Here is a 21,640-nt window from a genome sequence, read left to right on the forward strand (position 1 = left end):
GGGGTGATGGTCGGGGCGACAGGATTCGAACCTGCGACCTCTCGGTCCCAAACCGAGCGCTCTACCAAGCTGAGCTACGCCCCGGATGTCATCTCAACCCGTTGGGGCCACCAACTTGGCGCGCAGACTCACGCGACAGGCGGATTGACCTCCGTCAGTCTAGTGCACGAGCTGAAGCCTGGGGCGTCCCTGTGTGTATTCCGGGCGCGTTCCTGGGTGTCTCCCTGGTCGCGTCCTGGCCACGTCCGGCGCAGCGGGAAAAGCTTCCCCGAAACCTGTACTACGATATTCGAGTGCCGCTACGCGTGGCACATGGGGATGTAGCTCAATGGTAGAGCCTCAGTTTTCCAAACTGATGGCGCGGGTTCGATTCCCGTCATCCCCTCCATATCACCCGCTCAAGCCACATGTTCTCCGGCGTGCCTGCGGGACGCCACCACCCCGCTGGTCGAGCTTGTCGAGACCTCCCGACGTGCCCGCACAACGTAGGCAGGGTCGCGGGATCTCGACAAGCTCGATCAACGTCTCGGTGCGACCGAGGTCCAACCGCGGTTAGGCGAAGGCGTAGCTGACGCCGGTGAGGCGTTCGCTCTCGGCCCAGAGCCGGCGGGCATCCTCGGTGTTCTGTGCGCGCTTGGAGCGCGTCACCGGCACCGGATGCCCGTGCTGCTGGCCGAATCCCTCCGGGCCCACGAACGAGTTGCCGGCCAGGCCGGGCACCGTGGCCGCGTAGAGCGTCGGCAATGCGCCCCACACCGCCGGCTGCGCGAATTCGCGCGTGAGGGTGGCGACCAGCCGGCTGCGCCGCGTGCTGCTGTCGGCGCCGCGCATGGCCGGTCCGGCGGTCTGCAGGTTGGTGAGAGCGAATCCCGGATGCGCCGCCATCGCCCGCAGCGACACTTTCGCCGCCGCCGCCCTGCGCTGCAACTCACTGGTGAACAGCAGGTTCGCGAGCTTGCTCTGCCCGTACGCCGGCCAGGCCCTGTACCGCCTGGCGCCCATCAGGTCGTCGAAGTCCATCTTGCCGATGCGGTGCACCGTGGACGACAGCGTCACGACGCGCGCATCCGGGCTGGCCAGAAGCAGCGGCAGCAGGCGCCCGGAGAGAGCGAAATGGCCCAGGTGGTTGGTACCGAACTGCATCTCGAAGCCGTCCGCCGTGCGGCGCTGGGGCAGGTTCATCACGCCGGCGTTGTTCACGAGCAGGTCGAGGCGGCCCGTGCCGGCCGTGAACTCCTCGGCGAACGCGGCGATGGAGTCGAGACTGGCCAGGTCGAGCACCCGCACCGTGAGCTCGGCGTCCGGCAGGCGCGGACGCATCCGCTCGACGGCGGCGGCACCCTTGGCGGCGTCGCGTACGGCCAGTGTGACGGCTGCGCCGTGCGCGGCGAGCTGCGCCGCGGTCACGAAGCCGAGGCCGGAGTTGGCGCCTGTCACGATCGCGGTGGTGCCGGTGAGGTCGGGGATCTTGTCTTCGGTCCAGCCGTAGCCGAGTTTCGGTTCCATGATCAGGCCAATCCGAGGGTGTCGAGTGAGGCGCGCAGCGTGGCTGCTGAGTGTTCGAAGAGAGCCTGCTCCTTGGCGGAGAAGGGCACGTCGATGACGCGGGCGATCCCGCTGGCGTCGATCACGCTGGGCACGGACAGGGCCACGCCGCTGACGCCGCGGTAGTCGGTGAGCACCGAACTCACCGGCAGGATCGCACCTTCGTCGCGCAGCACGGCCTCCACGATGCGGGCGCCGGAGAGCCCGATGGCGTAGTTGGTGGCACCCTTGCCCTCGATCACCTTGTAGGCGGCGTTCTTGACCTCCTCGGCGATCGACTCGAATTCGGCCTCGGTGAACGGCACCGCCCCGGGCGACGACGTCGATCCTGCGGCGCCGCGGGAGAGCATCCAGTCGGCCAGGGAGATCGGGCCGATACGGGCCTGCGACCAGAGCGGGAACTCGGAGTCGCCGTGTTCGCCCACGATGAGGGCGTGCACATTGCTGATCGCCACGCCGACCCGCTCGGAGAGCATCCAGCGCAGCCGGGAGGAGTCGAGCACGGTGCCGGAGCCGAAGACCCGGGCCGGCGGCAGCCCGCTGAACTGCTGGGCGGCCACGGCGAGCACGTCGACGGGGTTGGTGACGAGCACGAAGATGGCGTCGGGGGCGCGCTCGACGAGCTTGGGCATCAGGTCGCGGAGGATCTCCACATTGACGCCGGCCATCTCGAGGCGGGACTGGCCCGGGTGCTGGCGCGCACCGGCGGTGATCACCACGACGTTGGCGTCGCTCACCACGTCGAGGTCGTCGCCGCCGGTGACCCTGGAGGCGCCGGTGAACTGGGTGCCGTGCGCGAGGTCGAGCACCTCGGCGGCGACCTTGGCCGAGTTGATGTCGTACAGGGCCACCTCGCGGGCGGATTCCCGGATCAGGGCCGCATACGCCAGGGATGTTCCCACGGCGCCGGCACCGACGATGGCCAGTTTGGAGTTCTCAATCACGCTCATGGTCCTAGTGTCCTCCATCCTGATCGGGCCCTTGGTACCGAGCGGCCCCCGGGCACTGTGCGGTTGGCACTGTGCGGTCGGTACTGTGCGGTCGGTACTGTGCGGCGTGGCGGATGCGGGCCACTATGGCTGCATGCCCGACGACGAGCCGGCGTCGACAGCGCCGAGACCCGAGGAGCCGGGGTCCGCAGAGCCGAGACCCGGCGTTCCGCCCGCGGTGCGCGCGCAGTTGCTGGCCACAGAGCACTGGAGCCTGCTGGCCTCGCGCAGCACCACCCAGGGCGAGGTGCTCACCCGCATCAGCATGTTCCTCTACCTGGTGTCAGCCGGGCTGGTGAGCCTGGCCCTGGCCGGGCAGGCCACCGACTTCGACGAGGGATTCCCCGGTTTCGCGCTCACGGTGTTGAGCATCATCCTGCTGGTGGGCATCCTCACCCAGGTGCGGGTGACCAACGTCAGCATGGAGGACCTGGCCTATGTGCTGGCGATGAACCGGTTGCGGGCTGCCTACGTGGAGCTCGACCCCGGCGTGGAGCCGTTTCTCATGGCGTCCCGCTTCGACGACATCCGCGGCTCGCAGACCACCTACTACTTTCTCGGCGACCGGCCGCGCAACCTCAGCCAGATTCTGGGCAGCAGCATGGTGTTCATCATCGCGGTCAACTCCACCCTGCTCGGCCTGTTGCTGGCCGGAATCACGCTGGGCCTGGCCCTGCCGCTGTGGACGAGTGTCGCGATCTCCGTCGTCGGCGGGCTGTGCTTCCTGGTCGGCTCGGTCGCGGTGGGCGGCAACCGGTATCTCGGCCTCTGGCGGCGCTACACGCCCCTGTTCCCCTCTCCCCCGGCCGACGGGCCGGCCGCCTGACCGGCTGCCTGATCCGACCACTAGTTGCGAACAGCGGATGCGCACGGCGCCCCGCGTGCGCCGACTTCGGGCAAAGACCCCCTTCAGGAGCGCTGAAGGGGCAGTTTGCGGCAAGTCGCGAGGAGTAGGAGCCGGGATGCGCGCCGGACGCGGGCAGGCTAGCCCTGCAGGAACGCCAGCACGGCGAGCACCCGCCGGTGGTCAGAGCCGGTGTCGTCCAGGCCGAGCTTGGAGAAGATCGCCGTGACGTTCTTCTCCACGGCGCCCACCCCGATCACGAGCCGCTCGGCGATGCCCACGTTGGTGCGGCCCTCGGCCATCAGGCCGAGCACGTCCCGCTCCCGCGGGGTGAGCGCCGCGAGCGGGTTGGTGCGCCGGGCGAGCAGCTCGCGCACCACCTGCGGATCGAGCACGGTGCCGCCGGCGCTCACCCGGGCGACGGCATCCTGCAGCTCGTCGAGCGAGGCCACCCGGTCCTTGAGCAGGTAGCCCAGGCCGCCCTCGCCCGACGCGAGCAGCTCCTGCACGTAGGTGCCCTCGACGTACTGGCTGAGCAGCAGGATGCCGATGCCCGGCAGCCGGCGGCGCAGCTCGATGGCCGCCCGCACACCCTCGTCGCGGAAGGTGGGCGGCATCCGCACATCGAGCACGGCCAGGTCGGGTCGCAGTGCGTCTACCTCGGCGAGCAGACTGTCGGCGTCGCCGTAGGCGGCGATGGTGTCGAAACCGGCCTCGGCGAACAGCCGCACCAGGCCCTCCCGCAGTAGCACCGAATCCTCGGCGAGCACCAGACGCAACGGCACCGGTCGGTCTGGACGTTGGAGTGTGCTCACCCGTTCAGGATAGGGCGCACTCACGGCCGGGCGAGCGAACTGCCGAGCGAACTGCCCAGGTCGCTCACCAGGGGAATGTGCGCGCCCACTGCGGTGGGGCCACCGTCGGGGCTGCGCACCGAGAGCACCCCGCGCAGGCCGCGCAGGCGTTCGTCCAGACCCGCCAGGCCGTGGCCATCCCGCAGCACCGCGCCGCCCCGGCCGTTGTCGATCACCCAGAGATCCAGCCAGGTCGAGTCGTCCTCCGGGATGCGGCGCAGTTCGAGGTGCAGGCGGATGCCGGTGGCCCCGGCGTGCTTGGCCACATTGGTGAGCAGTTCGGAGGCGATGAAGTAGGCGCTGCGCTCGATCTCCGAGGGCAGTCGCAGCTCACGGTCGACCAGCAGTTCCAGCCGCACCGGCACGGTGCTGCGGGCCGCGAGCGACTCCAGGGCCACGATCAGGCCACGGTCCTGCAGGATCGGCGGCACCAGGCCGCGGGACAACGCCCGCAGTTCCTCGAGGGTGTCCCTGGCCTGCTCGCGGGCTTCGACCAGCAGCCGGCGGGCGGCCTCCGGGTCGTCGTCGAGACGGCGCTCGGCACTGGCCAGGTCCATCTGCAGGCGCACGAGGCGCTGCTGCGGGCCGTCGTGGATGTCGCGCTCGAGCCGGCGCAGCGACTGGTCCTCGGCCGACACGGCGGCACCGCGGGAGGCGCTGAGATCGGCGACCTCGCGCTGCAGCGCCTCGGACGACCAGGCGCCGAGCATCCCGCGGGCGATGCCCTGGTGGGCCAGCACCAGCGCGCGAGTGACGAACGGGAGGGTGACCAGGAAGAACAGGCCGGTGGCGGCGTTCACGAGGTTCTCGGCGGCAAGGTTCTGCACGCTGCCCGAGCCATAGACTCCCGCCCACAGGCCGTAGAGGCCCACGGAGTCGTTGTCGACCGGCAGCGACCAGCTCCACATCCAGTAGGTGAGGCCGCCGAGGGCCCCCGACACCCAGACGATGGCGATCGACCAGGTGGCGACACCCACGATGAAGTTCACGATCATGCCGTGCATCAGGTAGAGCCAGTAGCGCAGCGAGACCAGCGGGCCCAGGATGGTGCGCAGCGGCGTCGCGGGCTCGCCGCGGGGCGTCCACTGCGGCGCGGCGATCGCGGGCTGGCCGGCCCACCGCAACCGGGTGAGTTCGACGACGCCGAACCCCCTGGCGGCGTAGAGGGCGGCCACCACGATGAACAGGCCCACGAACAGGGCCACGAGGCTGACGCCGGTGGAGAACAGGGTGACCAGCACGGTGAATGCAACGATGACCACGGGCAGGGTGGGCAGCAGGAAGCCCAGTTCTCTGGGCGTGCGCGCCCACAGGCCGAGGTAGCCACGGCCGGCGCCGGCGGCGCCGGGATCGACGGGGGCACGACCGGCGGACCCGGCGGCGGGCTCCGTGGTGGACGGCGCAGCGGTCGAGGGCTCAGCGGTCGAGGGCTCAGCGGTCGCGCCAGCGGGGATGTTGTCGGGTTGCACGAAGCCCAGCGTGGCAGAGATCGGGGCGTCGGTGGTGGCACCGGTGTCGGTGGCGCTCTCGGCGCCGGCTGGGGGCAGGGTGTCGTTCGTCATGGTTCCAGCCTCGCCGGGCCGCCGCCCACCGCCCATCCCCCCAGCCGCCGGATCGACTCGGGGGTTATCCCCCGCGGGCACGACACCCGCGCACGTCACGAAGTGTTGAACTCGACCAGTGGCCAGTGTCGGCGAGCGTGCCCGCAGACCGCGCCCATTCCGTTGGTCGAGCTTGTCGAGACCCGGTGAGCCGGCCTCGAGACACGTCACGGGGTCTCGACAGGCTCGACCAACGTGCGGGGCACGCCATACGCGCACGTCACGGGGTCTCGACAGGCTCGACCAACGTGCGGGGCACGCCATACGCGCACGTCACGGGGTCTCGACCGGCTCGAGCAGCCTGCGGGGACGGTCAGAGGGCGCTGTGCGTGAACCGGCCGCCGAGCAGCGTCGCGGCCACGGGCATCCGGCGCAGGTCGGCGACGGAGGCGACGAAGGGGTCGATCTCGCAGATCGCGAGGTCGGCCACCTGACCCGCCGAGATCGTGTGCCGGCCGCGGGCGGATGCCGCCAGTGCGGCCTGCCGGGAGATCGCCTGGTCGGGGTGCCACGCGGCGCGGTCTCCTCGGCTGCGGCCGACGGCGGCCGAGATGGCCAGCCACGGATCGAGCGGGGCAACCGGGGCGTCGGAGCCGAGGGCGAGGTGCACGCCGGCGGCCAGCAGGTCGGCCAGCCTGAACGCCCTCTCCGTGCGGCCGGCCCAGTACCGGTCGGCCACGTCGCGGTCATCGAGGGCGTGTTCTGGCTGCACGCTGGCCGTGACGCCCAGACGGGCGAACCTGGCCACATCCGCTGCGGTGAGCAACTGGGCGTGCTCGATGCTGCCGGCGCAGCCCACGGCCTCGAAGGCGTCGAGGGCGAGGCTGTTGGCCTGGTCACCGATGGCGTGCACGGCCGGGCGGATGCCCGCGGCCCAGGCCCGGCGCATCTGCGCCTCGAGTTCGTCGGCCGGCACCGTGAGCATGCCGTGGGCGTGCTCGCCGGTGACACCGGGGTAGGCGTCGAAGCAGTACGCCGTGCGGGTGTTCAGCGACCCGTCCGTGATCACCTTGTACGGGCCCACCGTGAGCAGACCTCCGGTGCCGTCGATGGTCTGTCCGCTTGTCAGGCCCTGCGCGACGGCATCGTCGAGGTGGTGGGTGTACAGGCCGAAGTCGACTCGCAGCGAGTTCTGTCCGGCGGCCATCCGGCGCGTCCAGACGTCGAGGTTCCAGGTCATCTCGAGGTCGACGATGCCCACCACACCGCGGGCGGCGGCGGCACGTGCGGCCTCGTGCGCCCAGGCGTCGAGGTCGGCGTCCGGCACATTGTCGATGGCCCGCTCCACCGCGAAGGCGTCGTCCTCCCGGAGTAACCCGGTCTGGTGGCCGGCGAACCCGTAGACGGCCAGCGCCGCGGAGTTGAGCCAGCAGCTGTGCAGGTCGCCGCTGACGAGCACCACCGGAACCGCGCCGGTGGCCGCGTCGAGCAGGGTGCGGCTCGGCGCATCCGGCCACAGTCCGTCCCGGAAGCCGAAGCCGACGAGCCTGTCGTGCCCGGGTCCGGTGTGGTCGCCGGCACCCGGCAGCGCGGCCAGGGCCGCGAGCCGCTCCGCCACCAGCTGGGCGGCGGCGTGCGCGCTCGTGGCCGCCGAGACGTCGAGCCGCCTGGAGGTCTGCGCCCACTGGCTGAAGTGTACGTGGTTGTCCCAGAGCCCGGGGATGATCCAGCGCTCGGCGAGGTCGACGGTCCTGGTCGCCGGCGCGTGGTCGTCGGCGGGCGGGAGGTAGCCGATCGAGGTGATCCGGCCGCCGTCGATGCGCACGTCGACGAGGTCGTCGCTGCCGGGCAGCCGGCCGTTGCGCAGCACCAGGCTCATTCGGCGAGCCCGTCCGCCGAGATGCTGGGTGCTGATGCGCTCTGTTCCGCTGCGCTGCCGTGCACCCGGCGCATCCGCTCGGCCAGCGCCGGGCTCGCGTACGGCCCGCTGCCCTCGAGTTCGGTGATGATGCGGGCGACGGTCTCGGCCGGCTTGTTCTGGCTCATCTTCTCCTTGGCCGTGAAGCGGGTCACCCGCAGGCGGAAGCCGACGGTGCCGGAGACAATACGGGCGGCGTAGTCGGCGTTCGCCAGGGTGCCGTTCATACGCCGGGGCTCGGGCATGCGGTCTTCGAAGTAGTCGACCAGGGCGGCCAGCACCCGCAGGTTCTCGACGTCGCTGAGTATTTCCGGGGTGCCGTGCAGGTGCGCGCTGACGAAGTTCCAGGTGGGAACGGCGGGACTGGCGTCGTACCAGCCGGGTGAGATGTAGCCGTGCGGACCCTGCACGATGACGAGCAGGGCGTGCCGGCCAAGTTCGTGCAGCGTCTCGTCGGGCCGGCCGACGTGGCTGAGCAGCACGATCTCGTCGTCGGCGGCCGCCGGGTCGAGGATCACCGGGTAGTGCGAGGCGACGAGGTCACCGGCATCGGTGTGGCTCACCAGGGTGACCCAGGGGTGCTCCTGGATGAGTCGGCGCACCTCGTCGACCTGGTCGAGCGCGAAGCTGGGGTTGTCTCTCACGGGGAACGCTCCTGGGTGTGGGCCGGGTTCAGCGGGCGGTTCAGCGGGCAATTCAGCGGGCAGTTGAGCGGGTGGTGCAGCGGATGCGGCGGAGTCGGTCGTCGCTGCAGGTCAGGTCTGTCGGCTCAGGCCTGGCAGCGCGGGCACCAGTAGAGCTTGCGCGCGCCCATCTCCTCGAGGGTGATGTGGGTGCCGCAGACTCGGCACGGCAGGCCTTCGCGCTTGTAGACCCAGTGTCGGTCGGCCCGGTTCTTCATGGCGAGCACGTAGGCGTCGTCGTCGAGGTCGTCCATGGTCATCATCTGGCCGGTCGCGACGCCGATGTGCAGCAGGTGCGCCCAGTCCCGCCAGAGGGCGCGCAGGCTCTCCTCGCTGAGGGACTTGCCCGGGGCGTGCGGGTTGATTTTCGCGCGGAACAGCAGCTCGGCCCGGTAGACGTTGCCGATGCCGCTGACGACGGACTGGTCCATCAGGAGCAGGCCGATGCGGGTGGGTTTCTTGCGCACGACGTCGACGAACCGCTGTTCGGCCTCTGGGCTGTCGTCGAGCTGCGGGTCGGGGCCGAGCCGGTTCATGACGGCCTCCACCTGGGCCGGGTCGAGCACCTCGCAGGCGGTGGGGCCGCGCAGGTCGGCCGAGACGGTGTCGGTGAGCAGGCGCACCCGCACCTGGCCGACGGGCTCGGGCGGGAAGGTGTCCAGCTGGTCGATCTCCTTCTCCTGCTCGGCCATCCGCACCCGGGTGCGCCGGGGCGCTCCGATGCTGTGCATCGAGTTCTCGCCCGCGGAGTCGAGCACCGGTGCCGCGGCCAGGTCGGTGCCGCGCTGGTTGGTCTGGCCCATCCGGCCGTTGCTCGAGGCGATGGTGGCGTCCATCACGATGTCGCCCGCGAAGTCCCAGGCTCCGTACATGCCCAGGTGCACCCGCAACCAGAGCCCGTTGTCGAACTCGAGGAACATCTGCTTGCCCACGGCGCGGGCATCCGTCATGACATGACCGTTCAGCTGCGCGGCGCCGGCCGCGAACCGGCCCTGCGGGCTCGACAGCGCCACCCGGCGGCCCACGAAGTTACGCGCGAACTGCCGGGTGATGCGGTGGACGGAATGACCTTCTGGCACGACGGCGCCCCGTTTTCAGTTGCCCAGGACGGTGCCGGCGATGGTGCCGGTGGCCTCGTACTCGGCCAGCTGCAGGATGCGGCGCTGGTGGCGCTCCTCGCCGGGGAACGGGGTTGCGATGAACGTGTCGATGAACCCGGAGACGTCCTCGATGGGGTGCTGGCGGGCGCCGATCGCGATGACGTTCGCGTTGTTGTGCTCGCGGGCGAGCGTGGCCGTCGACTGGTTCCAGACCAGCGCGGCGCGCACGCCGTGCACCTTGTTCGCTGCGATCTGCTCGCCGTTGCCCGACCCGCCGAACACCACGCCGAGCGCCTCGACCCCTGCGGCCTGGTCGGCGACGACGGCCGCGGCCGCACTGATGCAGAACGCCGGGTAGTCGTCGAGCGGGTCATAGCTGGTGGGCCCGTGGTCGATGACCTCGTGACCGTTCGCACTCAGGTGGCTGATCAGGTGCTGGCTGAAATCGAGGCCGGCGTGGTCTGTGGCGATATGGATGCGCATGAATAGCAGTCTATTTAGTGAGCGCGGGCGCGAAGATCGGGTCGCGGGTGCGGCTGCGCTTGATCTCGAAGAAGCCGTCGTAGCTGGCCACGGCCACCACGCCGTCCCACAGGGCCACGGCCGCATCGCCGGTCGGCGCCGGCGAGATGACCGGGCCGAAGAAAGCGACGTCGTTCACGGCGATGACGGGGGTGCCGACATCCTGGCCCACCCGGTTGATGCCGTCGAAGTGGCTCGAGCGCATCTGCACGTCGAACTCGTCGCTCAGCGCGTAGCGGGCGAAATCGGCCGGAAGGCCCACCTCGGCGAGCGCCGCGGGAATCACGGAATCGGCATCCGAGTTGCCCTCGTGGTGGATGCGCGTGCCCAGCGCGTCGTACAACGCCTTCACGGTCTCCTGACCGTGCAGCTCCTGTGCGGCCTGCACCAGGCGGGTGTATTTGAGGGCCCGGGGGAAGAACGCCCGGTACTCCTCGGAAACGTCGGTGTTCTCGTTCAGGACGGCCAGGCTCATCACCTGCCAGTTCACCTCGAAACCACGCAATTCACTCACCTCGTCCACCCAACGAGAAGTCATCCAGGCCCAGGGGCAGGAGGGGTCGAACCAGAAGGTCACAGAGTCGCTCATCGGTCCAGCCTAAGTGAGTCGAAGGTCCCGAAATGCCGCATTCCGAGCACACTCGAAACCCGGCTAAAGCCCTGTCCAGACCCGCTATCGAAAACAAAATGCCTGATTCTGGGCTATTTTGCGCTAAAATTGAGTCTTATGCCCACTGAGGGGCGGCCCCGCATCCGGGGCACATGACCTCCATCTGAGGCATCTCACGACCTCCACTCGAGGACTGACGTGCCTGCGCAAGAGTCATGTCATGACCTCCACAAGAGGCATCTCTACTGTCAGAAAGTGACACATGTCAAACGTAACGAATGGTGCGGAACGCACCGTCAAGAAGCTTAAGAAGCCGCTGCTCCGACGCCGGCTGAAGGTGTCCGACGTGAACGTCGTCGACACCCCCATGCTCCGCAAGGCGCTCGGCGGCACGATCGTCGGAAACACCATGGAATGGTACGACGTCGGAGTCTTCGGCTACCTGATCACCACCATGGGCCCGGTCTTCCTCCCCGAGGCCGACCCGACCGTGCAGACCCTCTTCCTGCTCGGCACCTTCGCCGCCACCTTCATCGCCCGCCCGCTCGGCGGAGTCTTCTTCGGCTGGCTCGGCGACAAGATCGGCCGCCAGAAGGTTCTCGCCATGACCCTGATGATCATGGCCGCTTCGACGTTCGTCGTCGGCATCCTGCCCGGCTACGCCCAGATCGGAATCTGGGCCGCCGCTCTGCTGGTGTTGACCAAGCTCGTTCAGGGATTCTCCACCGGCGGCGAGTACGCCGGCGCCACCACCTTCGTCAGCGAGCACGCCCCGGATAAGAACCGCGGCTTCCTCGCCAGCTTCCTCGATATGGGCAGCTACCTCGGCTTCGCGATGGGTGCGGCACTCGTGTCGATCCTGCAGGTCACCCTCGGCCAGGCGGCCATGGAGGAGTGGGGCTGGCGTCTGCCGTTCCTGCTCGCCGGACCCCTGGGCCTCATCGCCATCTACTTCCGCATGAAGATCGAGGAGTCCCCCGCGTTCCAGGCCAGCCTGGACGCCCAGGAGGTCAACTCCAAGAACCCCGACTTCGTCGAGGACGACAGCATCCCCAAGGGACCGCTCGCGATCTTCAAGAACTACTGGCGCGGCATCCTGCTCGCGATGATCCTCGTCGCCGCAGCGAACACCGTCGGGTATGCCCTCACGTCGTACATGCCCACCTACCTCACCAGCACCATGGGGTATGACGAGCTGCACGGAACCCTGCTGACCATCCCGATCCTCGTGATCATGGCCTGCTGCATCCCGCTCACCGGTCGTCTCTCCGACAAGATCGGTCGCCGCCCGGTGCTCTGGATCGGTTCGATCAGCGCCGTGGTGCTGTCGATCCCCGCATTCATGCTCATCGGTGTCGGTACGATCTTCACCACTCTGCTGGGCCTGGCCCTGATCGCCTTCCCGGTGACGTTCTACGTCGCCAACCTGGCCTCCGCGCTGCCGGCACTGTTCCCCACCGCCAGCCGCTACGGTGCCATGGGCATCGCGTACAACTTCGCTGTCGCCATCTTCGGTGGCACGACGCCGTTCATCATTGCGGCGCTCATCGCGGGCACCGGCAACGACATGATGCCGGCCTACTACCTGATGGCCACCTCGTTCATCGGCGCGATCAGCATCTTCTGGCTCAAGGAATCGGCCAACCGCCCGCTGCCCGGCTCCATGCCGAGCGTGGACACGGTGGAAGAGGCCCACGAGCTCGTCGCCGGCCAGTTCGAGAACCCGCTGCTCGACCACGACGAGATGCCCTTCGACGCCACCTATGAGCCGCCGACCTCGTCGATGGACCTCACTGCGCTCAAGGCTGCCGAAGCCGACGAAGAGCCCGCCAAGGTCTAGCTCCACCCGCACCGCAGCTCCAACCGCACCGCAGCTCCACCCGCACCGCAGCTCCACCCGCACCGCCCCCTCCCGCTGTCCCGGAGGGTCCTCGATCCGAGGAACTGTGGCCGGTGCGGACAATTGCACCCCGCACACCGGGACCAATTGTCCGCACCGGCCACAGTTGTCTGGCTGGGCACGGATGGCTCGTCGTAGAATTCTCTGATGACCACCGAGCAACACCCGCAGAGCACGCCCGCCGATGCCGTCTCCCCTGATACCGTCTCAGCCGACGCCGCATCCGCAGCCGCCGCACCCGCTTCCGCTTCCGCCGCACCCGCGATCGACCCGCACGACCTCGAGGTTGCGCTGCGCGTTCTCGCGTCGCTGGCCACCATCGATCCCGACGACCCCGACTTCGTCACCGTGCGCCAGGCCACCGCCAAGATGTTCAAGTCGGTCAAGACCGTGCGCAGGCACGAGAAGCGCCAGCTGATCGCGGATGCCGACCGCGAGGTCATCGCGGCCACCGCCACGGGCGCCCCCACCCGCATCGACGACGAGACCATCGGCGCCCAGCTGCGGCTCGGCACCGACCGGGCCTCCGCCGGCGAGCTGCTCGTGCCGCGCGCCTGTTACATCTGCAAGCAGAAGTACACCCTGGTGGATGCGTTCTACCACCAGCTCTGCCCGAGCTGCGCGGCAATGAGCCACAGCAAGCGGGATGCCCGCACCGACCTCACCGGCCGACGCGCGCTGCTCACCGGCGGCCGCGCCAAGATCGGCATGTACATCGCCCTGCGGCTGCTCCGCGACGGCGCGCACACCACCATCACCACCCGGTTCCCCCGCGACGCTGTGCGCCGGTTCAGCGCCATGCCGGACTCCAAGGACTGGCTGCACCGCCTCCGGGTGGTGGGCATCGACCTGCGTGACCCGGCGCAGGTGATCGGCCTGGCCGACTCCGTCGCGGCGCAGGGACCGCTGGACATCCTGATCAACAACGCCGCCCAGACCGTGCGTCGCTCCCCCGGCTCGTACTCTCCGCTGGTGGAGGCCGAGTCGTCGCCGCTGCCGGAGGGCGAGCTGCCCGAGATCGTCTCGTTCGGGCACACCAACGACGCGCACCCCACCGCGCTGGCCGCCTCCGTGGCGAGCCACCCGATCCTCGCCGCCGCGGCCACCGGCGCGGCCCTCACGGCCGACGACCTCACCGCGCTGGCCCTGGCGCCCGGGTCCTCGTCGCTGGCCCGCCTGGCCGCCGGCACCGCGATCGACGCGGGCGGCCTGGTGCCCGACCTGCACGAGGAGAACAGCTGGACCGCCAACGTCGAAGATGTGGACCCGCTGGAGATGCTCGAGGTGCAGCTGTGCAACACCACGGCCCCGTTCCTGCTGGTGAGCCGGCTGCGCGCCTCAATGGCCGCATCCGACGCCCGGCGCACCTACATCGTGAACGTCTCGGCGATGGAAGGCGTGTTCGGCCGCGGTTACAAGGGCCCAGGCCACCCGCACACCAATATGGCCAAGGCCGCGCTGAACATGCTCACCCGCACCAGCGCCAAGGAAATGCTCTCGGACGGCATCCTGATGACCAGCGTCGACACCGGCTGGATCACCGACGAGCGCCCGCACCCGACCAAGATCCGCCTCGCCGAGGAGGGCTTCCATGCCCCGCTCGACCTGGTCGACGGTGCCGCGCGCGTCTACGACCCCATCGTGCGCGGCGAGCAGGGCGAAGACATCCACGGCGTCTTCCTCAAGGACTACAACCCCAGCACCTGGTAACTCGCGAGCCGTGAGGAAAGCCCCGAAAACTCACGATTTTCGGGGTAAAGCTCACGGCTCGCGAGAGATGCGCGGGAGAGATGCGCGGCACTCCCGGGCGCCTGACGGGAAGTGTCGGGGGTGGCCGTTAGGGTTTTGAGCGTGCAGACATCAACCGCGAAGATCGCCATCACCGACATCGCCTCGCTCTGTGTCTTCGACCTGGAGACAACCGGCGTCAACACCGACGAGGACCGCATCGTCACCTGCTTCATCGGCCGCGTCATGCGCGACGGCCAGGTGAACGGCTCGTACAGCTGGCTCGTCAACCCGGGAATCCCCATCCCGGAGGGCGCCTCCGCCATCCACGGCATCACCGACGAGGTCGCCCAGCGCGACGGGGTCGACCCGGCCACCGCGATCGCCGAGATGCTCACCGTGCTGCGCCGCAGCATCGCGGGCGGCCGCCCGATCGTGGCCTACAACGCCAGCTTCGACCTGTCCATGCTCAACGCCGAGGCCCGCCGCTACGGCCTGGAGCCGATCACCGACTTCGGTCCGGTGCTCGACCCCTACGTGATCGACAAGGCCATCGACAAGTACCGCAAGGGCAAGCGCACCCTGGTGGCCACCGCCGAATACTACGGCGTGCTGCTCGAGGGCGCCCACGACGCCGAGGCGGATGCCGTCGCCACGGGCCGGGTCTGCTGGGCCTTGCTGGCCAAGACCGAGGAGTCCGACCTGCACTCCCTGCACAACCGGCAGATCGACTGGGCGTTGGAACAAGCCGCGAGCTTCCAGTCCTACCTGCGCAAGTCCAAGGGCGACGACCTCATCGTGATCGACGGAGCCTGGCCTATCCGGGTCGGCAGCGACCGCGCCGTCGCCCCCGTTCCCGCCCTGTAGCCTGCGCTGTCGCCCACCCGGACGCCCGCCGGGTAGCCGGCACCGGGCCGGTCCCCGCGCCATCGGCTGATTCATGGCTAGGCTTGTTCTCTATGCGGAAGCGCCAGAAGCGCTCGCGCGAAACGAAGATGGAGAATACCGTTGCCCGGAGAAAACCTCACCAGGATCGAAGCCCAGGAGCGCGCGGCGCTCGTCACGGTGACCAGTTACGACGTCACCCTTGACCTGACGACCGGTCCCACGACCTTCGCCAGCACCACCACCGTCGCCTTCGGCGCCGTGGCCGGCAGTTCGACCTTCATCGACGCGATCACCGAGACCGTGCACAGCGTCACCCTCAACGGCGTCGAGCTCGACCCGGCCGTCGTCAGCGACGGCATCCGCATCCAGCTCGACGGCCTGCAAGCCTCGAACGTGCTCACCGTCGTCGCCGACGCCGCGTACACGAACACCGGCGAGGGCCTGCACCGCTTCGTCGACCCCGTCGACAACGAGGTCTACCTCTACAGCCAGTTCGAGGTACCCGACTCCCGCCGCGTCTTCGCGGTCTTCGAGCAGCCTGACCTCAAGGCCGTCTTCAGCTTCACGGTCACAGCGCCCGGCGCCTGGGAGGTCATCTCCAACTCGGCCACACCTGAGCCCACCGACGCCGGCGACGGCAACAAGACCTGGGCGTTCGCCCCCACCCACACCATTTCCAGCTACATCACCGCGCTCGTGGCCGGCCCGTACGCCGTGGTGCGCAGCGAGCTCACCTCCAGCGACGGCCGGGTCATCCCGCTGGGCCTGTTCAGCCGCAAGAGCCTGTTCGAGTACCTGGATGCCGACTACATCTTCGAGAAGACCCGGCAGGGCTTCGCGTACTACGAAGAGAAGTTCGACTTCCCCTACCCGTTCGACAAGTACGACCAGATGTTCGTGCCGGAGTTCAACGCCGGCGCGATGGAGAACGCAGGCGCGGTCACCTTCACCGAGACCTACGTCTTCCGCTCCAAGGTGACCGACGCCATCAAGGAACGCCGCGTCGTGACCATCCTGCACGAGCTGGCCCACATGTGGTTCGGCGACCTGGTCACCATGAAGTGGTGGAACGACCTGTGGCTGAACGAGTCGTTCGCCGAGTGGGCCTCTACCATCGCCACCGCAGAGGCCACCGAGTGGACCGAAGCGTGGACCACCTTCGCCGCGATGGAGAAGAGCTGGGCATACCGCCAGGACCAGCTGCCCTCCACCCACCCTGTTGTGGCCACCATCACCGACCTCGAAGACGTGCAGGTGAACTTCGACGGCATCACCTACGCCAAGGGCGGCTCGGTGCTCAAGCAGCTCGTCGCCTGGGTCGGCATCGACGCGTTCTTCACCGGCGTCGCCTCCTACTTCAAGAAGCACGCCTGGGGCAACACCGAGCTGCGCGACCTGCTCGTGGAGCTCGAGGCCGCGTCCGGCCGCGACCTCAGCGACTGGGCCGCCCTGTGGCTCGAGACTGCCGGCGTCAACACGCTGCGCCCGCAGATCGAGGTCGACGAGGCCGGTGTCATCACCGCGTTCGCCGTGCTGCAGACCGCCACGGCGGACTACCCCACCATCCGCCCGCACCGCCTGGCGATCGGGTTCTATGACCTCGTCGACGGCGCTCTGGTGCGCACCCACCGCGTCGAGCTCGACGTCGACGGCGCCCAGACGGATGTGCCGCAGCTCGTCGGCCGCACCCGCGCCGACCTGATCCTGCTCAACGATGACGACCTCGCCTACGCCAAGGTTCGCCTCGACCCCGCCTCGCACGCCGTGGCGCTCGAGCACCTCGCCGCGATCGAGAGCCCGCTCGCCCGTTCACTGGTCTGGGGTTCCGTCTGGGATGCCACCCGCGACGCCGAGACCTCCCCGCGCGACTTCGTCAAGCTGGTTCTGGGAAACATCGCCACCGAGACCGAGTCCACGACGTTGCGCACGGTTCTGGGTCAGGTGTCGCTCGCCGCGCAGTACTACGTGGCGCCGGAGCACCGCGACGCCACCGTCGCCGCCGTCGGTGACACGCTCTGGACCCTGGCCCAGGGCGCGGAGGCCGGCAGCGATGCCCAGTTCCAGTTCGTCAAGTTCTTCGCCTCCGTCGCCGAGACGCCGGCCCAGCTGGCTGCCATCGCGGGCCTCCGCACCGGCTCGTTCGCACTGCCGGGCCTGGAGATCGACACCGACCTGAGCTGGGAGCTGCTCGGCGCACTCGTCGCCGGCGGAGAGGCCGGAGCCGCGGAGATCGATGCGGCGCTGGCCGCCGACAACACCGCCACCGGCGCTCAGTCGGCCGCGAACGTGCGCGCCGCCATCCCCACCATCGAGGGCAAGCAGGCCGCCTGGTCGTCGCTCATCGATGTGGACACCGCACCGAACACCATCGTGCGGGTCACCGCGGCCGGGTTCCTGCGGGCGCACGACTCCAGCCTGCTCGAGCCGTTCGTGAGCCAGTACTTCGACGTTCTGCAGAAGGTCTGGGCCGAGCGGAGCTACTCCATCGCGGAGAAGCTCATCGTGGGCCTCTACCCGTCGCCGCTGTCGAACCAGGCCCTGGTGGACGCCACCCGCGCCTGGCTGGACGCCAACCAGGAGCCCGCCGCCCTGCGTCGCCTCGTGGTGGAAAACCTGGCCGGCGTGGAGCGTTCCCTCCGCGTGCAGGCCCGCGACAAGGAGTAACACCTCCCGACGCAGCCCAGCTGGCGCCGCACCGTTCCGCAAGGAACGTGCGGCGCCATCGTCGTTGTGCCTTCAGGAAGGCCGGAGTCGCCGCTCGGTAGACTGGGCGGGCTATGACATGGGACACATTCTTCACAACAGTCAACAAAGTTCTCGAGTGGGACATCGTCCAGATCGCCATCATCGTCATCTTCGCGTTCGCCGCGCGCTGGGTGCTGTTGTTTGTGATCCACCGGGTGGTCAACCAAATCGTCTCCGGGGTTAAGAAGACCCAAAACGTCGAAGACACCCAGGCGCTGAACGTCTCACCGCTCTCTGCTGTGCGCACCGTGCAACGCACCCGCACGCTCGGCTCGGTACTCACCAACATTGTGAACGTGGTCGTCGTTGTCGTGGCCGTGCTGCTGAGCGTGAATGCTATCGACACGAGTATCCTCACCTCGTTCGCCCTCCTCACCGCCGCCCTCGGCGCCGGCCTCGGTTTCGGCGCCCAGAACATCGTCAAGGACGTGCTCAACGGGCTGTTCATGGTGATGGAGGACCAGCTCGGCGTCGGCGACGTCGTGGACCTGGGACCGGCGACGGGTGTGGTCGAAGCCGTCGGCATCCGCATCACCCAGGTACGCGACGTGAACGGCACCCTCTGGTTCGTGCGCAACGGGGAGATCCTGCGGGTGGGCAACATGTCGCAGGGCTGGGCCCGCGTGATCATCGACCTCGCCGTGCCGTACAAGACCGATGTCGACGCCGTTCAGGCCGAGATGCTGCGCGTGGCCGTGGAGATGGCCACCAATACCAAGTGGCGCTCCCGGGTGCTGGAGAAGCCCGAGATCTGGGGCCTGGAGTCGATCTCCGAGGATGCCATTGTCATCCGCATCGTGATCAAGACCCGCACCACGGCCAAGGACGACGTGGCCCGCGAACTGCGCCTGCGGCTCAAGAAGGCGCTGGATGCCATGGGCGTGCAGCTGCCATCTTTGACCAGCATCGTGCTCACCGGCTTCGAGGGCGCCGCGAGCGTGCAGGGCGCCCGACCGCCACGCACCACCCCGCTTCCGGTGATCGCGCCGCCGGCGAAGAAGGCTCCGCGCAAGACCCGGGCCCAGAAGGCCGCAGAAGCTGCCGCAGCGGCCGCAGCCCCGGCCGCGCCGGCCGCGCCGCACCCGGCAACACCCCGGGCCGCCAAGGCCCCGACCGCGCCGGCCGGCTCGGCCAGCCCGGCGGCACCACAGGCCGCGGAGGCCGCCGTGCGTCCCACCACCCGCATCCCGTCGATCGCCCGCAACCAGGCGCCGCGCTCACCCCGCACCGTGCACCTGCCGGTTCAGGAAGCTGCGCCCGAGCCTGCGCCGTCGGACACGGCAGCCGAGACTGCAGCCGGAACGGCGGCGGAGTCGGCAGCCCCGCCCGTGAAGCCCGCCACGAAGCAGCCCGCCAAGCCCCGCACCCGCCCGATCGAGAAGCCGGCCGGCGCCTCGGCCGACGCCGAGGCCGCCCCGAAGACAGACCCGCGGCCCGACCAGGCCACACCCCGTGATGGAGACACCAATGACTGATCCGCAGGCCGCCGAACCGACCAGCCAGCCCGCATCCGCCCAGGGCCCCGTTCTCATCCCCGTGACCGGCCCGTCCGGTGTGCACCTCCGCTCGGGCGAGAACGGCGCGTCACTCGGCCCGTCGTTCTATCAGGACGTGGGAGGCCGGCCGTTCTTCGAGAAGCTCGTCGCCGAGTTCTACCGCGGCGTGGCCGGCGACCCCGTGCTCAAGCCGATGTATCCGGAAGAGGACCTGGGCCCCGCTGCCGAGCGGCTCACCGGATTCCTCGAGCAGTACTGGGGCGGCCCAGGCACCTACAGCGAGCAGCGTGGCCACCCGCGTCTGCGCCAGCGGCACCAGCCGTTCAAGGTGAACCCGGATGCCCGCGACCGCTGGCTGCTGCACATGAAGGCCGCCGTGGACTCCTGCGAGCTGCCCCCGTTGCAGCGCGCCACGCTCTGGGACTACCTCGAGCGGGCCGCGCACGCTATGGTCAACACCTTCGACGAGTAAGCTCGGCCCGCACGATCCGCCTCACTGGCACACCCGCCTCACTGGCACACCCGCCTCACTGACAATGGAGTCAACATGAGCCCAACCCGCCCCGGCCTGCCCACGCAGAATCCGACATCCGCTGACGTGATCGTGGTGGGCGCGGGGTTGGCGGGCCTGGTCGCAACGGCCGAGCTGGTGGATGCCGGCAAACGGGTTCTGCTCGTCGATCAGGAGCCCGCTGCCTCGCTTGGCGGGCAGGCCTGGTGGTCCTTCGGCGGGCTGTTCCTGGTGGACTCCCCCGAACAGCGTCGGATGGGCGTGAAGGACTCCCTCGAGCTCGCCCGGCAGGACTGGTTCGCGAGCGCCGGTTTCGACCGCACCGAGGATTATTGGCCCACCCGCTGGGCCGAGGCGTACCTCAACTTCGCCGCCGGCGAGAAGCGGGCCTGGCTGCGGGAACGCGGCGTGGGCTTCTTCCCCGTGGTCGGCTGGGCCGAACGCGGCGGCTACACGGCGCTGCAGCACGGCAACTCGGTGCCCCGCTTCCATATCGTCTGGGGCACCGGTCCGGCCATTCTCGAACCGTTCATCACCCGGGTGCGGGAGGGGGTGCGCGCCGGCCTGGTCACGGCCCTGCACCGGCACCAGGTCGACGAGCTGATCGTGGAGGCTACAGCAGGGTCCGCCCCCACCGGAGCCGTGGTGGGTGTGCGCGGCAGTGTGCTCGCCCCGAGCTCGGCCGGTCGCGGGCAGGCCAGCAGCCGCGAGGTCGTGGGCGAATTCGAATTGCGGGCATCCGCGGTGATCGTCACCAGTGGTGGCATCGGCGGCAACCACGACCTGGTGCGCGCCCAGTGGCCGGCCCGGCTCGGCGCCGCACCCGCCCAGCTGCTCTCCGGTGTGCCCGCCCACGTCGACGGCCGGATGCTCGGCATCACCGAGGCTGCGGGTGCCAGGCTCATCAACGGCGACCGCATGTGGCACTACACGGAGGGCATCGTCAACTGGGACCCGGTCTGGGCCCGGCACGGCATCCGCATCCTGCCCGGGCCGTCGTCGCTCTGGCTGGACGCCACCGGCACGCGGCTGCCCGCGCCGCTGTTTCCCGGTTTCGACACTCTCGGCACCATGGAGTACCTGCTGAAGACCGGCTACCAGCACAGCTGGTTCATTCTCACCCAGAAGATCATCGAGAAGGAGTTCGCGCTCTCCGGTAGTGAGCAGAACCCCGACCTCACCGGCAAGGACCTCCGGCTGCTCGCGAAACGGGTCGCTCCGGGCGCTCCAGGGCCGGTTGAGGCGTTCAAGAGCAAGGGCGAGGACTTCGTCGTGGCCGACACCCTGCACCAGCTGATCGCCGGTATGCAGCAGCGCTCCCCCGAGGTGCGCATCGACGCCGCGCAGGTGGAGCGCGAGGTGCTCGCCCGCGACCGCGCCCTCGACAACGACTTCGGCAAGGATGCCCAGATCACCGCGATCCGCCAGGCGCGGCACTACCGCGGCGACAGGCTGATCCGGGTCGCAAGTCCGCACAAGCTGCTGGATCGGGCCCACGGGCCACTCATCGCCGTGAAGCTGCACCTGCTCACCCGCAAGAGCCTCGGCGGCATCGAGACGGACCTCTCGGCCCGGGCGCTCGGCGCCGACGGCCACCCGGTGCCCGGCCTGTATGCGGCCGGTGAGGCATCCGGCTTCGGTGGCGGCGGAGTGCACGGCTACCGTGCCCTCGAAGGCACGTTCCTCGGCGGCTGCCTCTTCTCCGGCCGCATGGCAGGCCGGGCCGTCGCCGCCGCCCTGTAGCCGCGAGCCGTGACCTGAGCCCC

17 protein-coding genes and 2 tRNA genes are annotated in these 21,640 nt (G+C 69.3%); 9 read left to right on the forward strand and 10 right to left on the reverse strand.

Features of this window, described 5'->3' with window-relative positions:
• Positions 1–7 precede the first annotated feature (7 nt).
• Positions 8–84, reverse strand: a tRNA-Pro gene (locus BJQ94_RS10535).
• Between the two features lie 230 nt (positions 85–314).
• Between BJQ94_RS10535 and BJQ94_RS10540 the strand changes: the two genes are divergently transcribed.
• A tRNA-Gly gene (locus BJQ94_RS10540) sits at positions 315–388 on the forward strand.
• A 164-nt stretch (positions 389–552) separates the two neighbouring features.
• Here BJQ94_RS10540 and BJQ94_RS10545 read toward each other — a convergent pair.
• Positions 553–1,506: an oxidoreductase gene (locus BJQ94_RS10545; RefSeq protein WP_265400324.1), complete on the reverse strand. Its 954-nt coding sequence runs from the start codon at positions 1,504–1,506 to the stop codon at positions 553–555.
• 2 nt (positions 1,507–1,508) lie between these two features.
• Positions 1,509–2,495: an L-lactate dehydrogenase gene (locus tag BJQ94_RS10550; RefSeq protein WP_265400323.1), complete on the reverse strand. Its 987-nt coding sequence runs from the start codon at positions 2,493–2,495 to the stop codon at positions 1,509–1,511.
• A gap of 133 nt (positions 2,496–2,628) precedes the next feature.
• Here BJQ94_RS10550 and BJQ94_RS10555 point away from each other — a divergent pair, with 133 nt between their 5' ends.
• On the forward strand, positions 2,629–3,360 hold the full coding sequence (locus BJQ94_RS10555; protein ID WP_265400322.1) for a hypothetical protein: 732 nt from the start codon (positions 2,629–2,631) through the stop codon (positions 3,358–3,360).
• A 158-nt stretch (positions 3,361–3,518) separates the two neighbouring features.
• Here the strand turns inward: BJQ94_RS10555 and BJQ94_RS10560 are convergent, their stop codons facing one another.
• From BJQ94_RS10560 to BJQ94_RS10590, 7 genes are all read right to left on the reverse strand, one after another.
• Complete coding sequence (locus BJQ94_RS10560; RefSeq protein ID WP_265400321.1) at positions 3,519–4,193, reverse strand: response regulator transcription factor; 675 nt, start codon at positions 4,191–4,193, stop codon at positions 3,519–3,521.
• A 20-nt stretch (positions 4,194–4,213) separates the two neighbouring features.
• Positions 4,214–5,794, reverse strand: coding sequence for a sensor domain-containing protein (locus tag BJQ94_RS10565; RefSeq protein ID WP_265400320.1), 1,581 nt, complete (start codon positions 5,792–5,794; stop codon positions 4,214–4,216).
• 352 nt (positions 5,795–6,146) lie between these two features.
• Positions 6,147–7,652 carry an amidohydrolase family protein gene (locus BJQ94_RS10570; protein WP_265400319.1) on the reverse strand — a complete coding sequence of 502 codons (1,506 nt, stop codon included), beginning with the start codon at positions 7,650–7,652 and terminating at the stop codon, positions 6,147–6,149.
• A complete protein-coding gene (locus tag BJQ94_RS10575; protein ID WP_265400318.1) occupies positions 7,649–8,335 on the reverse strand; it encodes an FMN-binding negative transcriptional regulator in 687 nt (228 codons plus the stop codon). The genes BJQ94_RS10570 and BJQ94_RS10575 overlap by 4 nt, the downstream gene beginning before the upstream one ends.
• A 125-nt stretch (positions 8,336–8,460) precedes the next feature.
• Entirely contained in the window at positions 8,461–9,453 is a 993-nt protein-coding gene (locus BJQ94_RS10580; RefSeq protein WP_265400317.1) for a DNA-formamidopyrimidine glycosylase family protein, read from the reverse strand.
• 15 nt (positions 9,454–9,468) lie between these two features.
• Positions 9,469–9,957, reverse strand: a complete 489-nt coding sequence (locus BJQ94_RS10585) for a ribose-5-phosphate isomerase (protein ID WP_265400316.1) — start codon at positions 9,955–9,957, stop codon at positions 9,469–9,471.
• Between the two features lie 10 nt (positions 9,958–9,967).
• Positions 9,968–10,585 carry a DsbA family protein gene (locus tag BJQ94_RS10590; RefSeq protein WP_265400315.1) on the reverse strand — a complete coding sequence of 206 codons (618 nt, stop codon included), beginning with the start codon at positions 10,583–10,585 and terminating at the stop codon, positions 9,968–9,970.
• 283 nt (positions 10,586–10,868) lie between these two features.
• Here BJQ94_RS10590 and BJQ94_RS10595 point away from each other — a divergent pair, with 283 nt between their 5' ends.
• The 7 genes from BJQ94_RS10595 (at position 10,869) to BJQ94_RS10625 (ending at position 21,617) form a co-directional block, all read left to right on the forward strand.
• On the forward strand, positions 10,869–12,446 hold the full coding sequence (locus BJQ94_RS10595; protein ID WP_265400314.1) for an MFS transporter: 1,578 nt from the start codon (positions 10,869–10,871) through the stop codon (positions 12,444–12,446).
• Between the two features lie 207 nt (positions 12,447–12,653).
• Positions 12,654–14,216, forward strand: a complete 1,563-nt coding sequence (locus tag BJQ94_RS10600) for an SDR family oxidoreductase (RefSeq protein ID WP_265400313.1) — start codon at positions 12,654–12,656, stop codon at positions 14,214–14,216.
• 141 nt (positions 14,217–14,357) lie between these two features.
• On the forward strand, positions 14,358–15,101 hold the full coding sequence (locus BJQ94_RS10605; RefSeq protein ID WP_265400312.1) for an exonuclease domain-containing protein: 744 nt from the start codon (positions 14,358–14,360) through the stop codon (positions 15,099–15,101).
• A 141-nt stretch (positions 15,102–15,242) separates the two neighbouring features.
• On the forward strand, positions 15,243–17,786 hold the full coding sequence (gene pepN, locus BJQ94_RS10610) for an aminopeptidase N (RefSeq protein ID WP_265400311.1): 2,544 nt from the start codon (positions 15,243–15,245) through the stop codon (positions 17,784–17,786).
• A gap of 113 nt (positions 17,787–17,899) precedes the next feature.
• Positions 17,900–19,342 carry a mechanosensitive ion channel domain-containing protein gene (locus tag BJQ94_RS10615; protein WP_265400310.1) on the forward strand — a complete coding sequence of 481 codons (1,443 nt, stop codon included), beginning with the start codon at positions 17,900–17,902 and terminating at the stop codon, positions 19,340–19,342.
• Positions 19,335–19,835 (forward strand): globin, encoded by a 501-nt coding sequence (locus tag BJQ94_RS10620; RefSeq protein ID WP_265400309.1) that lies wholly within the window; start codon positions 19,335–19,337, stop codon positions 19,833–19,835. The genes BJQ94_RS10615 and BJQ94_RS10620 overlap by 8 nt, the downstream gene beginning before the upstream one ends.
• A 75-nt stretch (positions 19,836–19,910) precedes the next feature.
• A complete protein-coding gene (locus BJQ94_RS10625) occupies positions 19,911–21,617 on the forward strand; it encodes an FAD-binding dehydrogenase (RefSeq protein WP_265400308.1) in 1,707 nt (568 codons plus the stop codon).
• The last annotated feature ends 23 nt before the right edge of the window (positions 21,618–21,640 follow it).

The sequence above is a fragment of the Cryobacterium sp. SO2 genome (genome assembly GCF_026151165.2).
Classification (GTDB): domain Bacteria; phylum Actinomycetota; class Actinomycetes; order Actinomycetales; family Microbacteriaceae; genus Cryobacterium.